Annotated in this window: 2 protein-coding genes and 1 pseudogene; all 3 read right to left on the reverse strand. The window is 74.0% G+C overall.

All coding sequences use genetic code 11. The features are described 5' to 3' along the window. On the reverse strand, positions 1 to 665 hold a 665-nt coding region (locus ABZ281_RS47920), incomplete at its 3' end, for a biotin/lipoyl-containing protein (protein ID WP_356664982.1). Beyond that, complete coding sequence (locus tag ABZ281_RS47925; protein WP_184909712.1) at positions 665 to 1,669, reverse strand: alpha-ketoacid dehydrogenase subunit beta; 1,005 nt, start codon at positions 1,667 to 1,669, stop codon at positions 665 to 667. The genes ABZ281_RS47925 and ABZ281_RS47920, both read right to left, overlap by 1 nt. Further along, positions 1,666 to 1,849, reverse strand: a pseudogene (locus tag ABZ281_RS47930) (hypothetical protein); the annotation flags it as partial. The pseudogene ABZ281_RS47930 and the gene ABZ281_RS47925, both read right to left, overlap by 4 nt.

Here is a 1,849-nt window from a genome sequence, read left to right on the forward strand (position 1 = left end):
AGTGGAACGAACGGGAGCAGCGCGCCGAACTGCGCATCGCCCCGGATATCACCCCCACCGCGGCGGTCCAGGCCGTTCTGCCGCGCCAGCCGGCGCACCAGGGGCGAGATCACGGGGACCGGACCGTCGTCCGTCCCGGGCCCGCCGGCCTGCCCGTTCACCGGCGCCGAGGGCTCGCCCGCCTGCGTGGTCACCGCGGTCGCGGGGCCTCCGGCCTGCGCGTGAACCGGCGGCACGGCGGCATCGGACCGCCCGTTCACCGCCCCGGCGGCACCGGGCTGCCCGGCTGTCGCCGACCCGCCGGACACCGGCCGCTCCTGCCGTACCCGGCGGCGCCGCGCGGGCGCCTCGGAGGTGCCGTACCCGACCAGGACGTTGCCCGACCCCTCGGAGGTGTCACCGGCGCCGGAGGCGGGCCGCTCCCCCACCGCCACCGTGATCAGCGGTGCCCCGACGGGCAGTTCCGTGCCCTCCTCGCCGAAGCGGGCCGTGACCACACCGCCGTAGGGGCACGGCACCTCGACCATCGCCTTGGCCGTCTCGACCTCGACGACCGGCTGGTCGATCGCGACCACGTCGCCGACCTCGACCAGCCAGCGCACGATCTCCGCCTCGGTGAGCCCCTCCCCGAGGTCGGGCAGCTTGAACTCCAGTACCTGTGCCATCAGCTCTCGGCCTCCCACTGCAGGCGCCCCACGGCGTCCAGGATCCGGTCCACACCGGGCAGGTGGTGGCGCTCCAGCATCGGCGGGGGGTACGGGACGTCGAACCCGGCCACACGCAGCACCGGCGCCTCCAGATGGTGGAAGCAGCGCTCCGTGACCCGGGCCGCGATCTCCCCGCCCGGGCCCCCGAAGGAACCCGACTCGTGGACGACGACGGCGCGTCCCGTCCGCCGCACCGAGGCGCACACCGTCTCGTCGTCGAACGGCACCAGGGAGCGCAGGTCGACGACTTCGAGGTCCCAGCCTTCGGCCCGGGCCGCCTCGGCCGCCTCCATGCAGACGGGTACGGACGGCCCGTACGTGATGAGCGTGGCGCTCCGGCCGGGGCGCCGCACCACCGCGCGGCCTATCGGTTCAACGGGCGTCGGCTCCTCGGGGTTCCAGGAGTCCTTCGACCAGTACAGCCGCTTCGGCTCCAGGACGACGACCGGGTCGTCGGAGGCGATGGCGGCGCGCAGCAGCCCGTAGGCGTCGGCGACCGTGGCGGGCGTGACGACATGGAGCCCCGGAGTCGCCATGTAGTACGCCTCGGAGGAGTCGCTGTGGTGCTCGACGCCGCCGATGCCGCCGCCGTAGGGGACGCGGATGGTGATCGGCAGGGGCATCTTGCCGCGGGTGCGGTTGCGCGTGCGGGCCACGTGCGAGATGAGCTGCTCGAACGCCGGGTAGGCGAACGCGTCGAACTGCATCTCCACGACCGGCCGCAGGCCGTACATGGCCATGCCGACGGCGGTGCCGAGGATGCCCGCCTCGGCGAGCGGGGTGTCCGTGCAGCGGTCCTCGCCGAACTCCTTGGCGAGGCCGTCGGTGACGCGGAAGACGCCGCCGAGGGTGCCGACGTCCTCGCCCATGACGTGCACGGCGGGGTCGGCGGCCATGGCGTCGCGCAGCGCGCGCGTGAGGGCCTGCGCCATGGTGGCCGGCTTGACGGCGACGGTGGTCATCGGTGCGTGCCCCCCTCGGCGTCGGCCTCGGCCTCCAGCTCGGCCCGCAGCTGGTCCTGCTGCTCGCGCAGTTGCCCGGTGGGCTCGGCGTAGACGTGGGTGAACAGGTCCATGGGGTCCAGGGCAGGGTCCTGGTTCATGTGCTCGCGCAGGGCCGCCCTGGATGAGCTTGTTGAACTT

Source organism: Streptomyces sp. NPDC006265 (genome assembly GCF_040613555.1).
Lineage (GTDB): Bacteria > Actinomycetota > Actinomycetes > Streptomycetales > Streptomycetaceae > Streptomyces.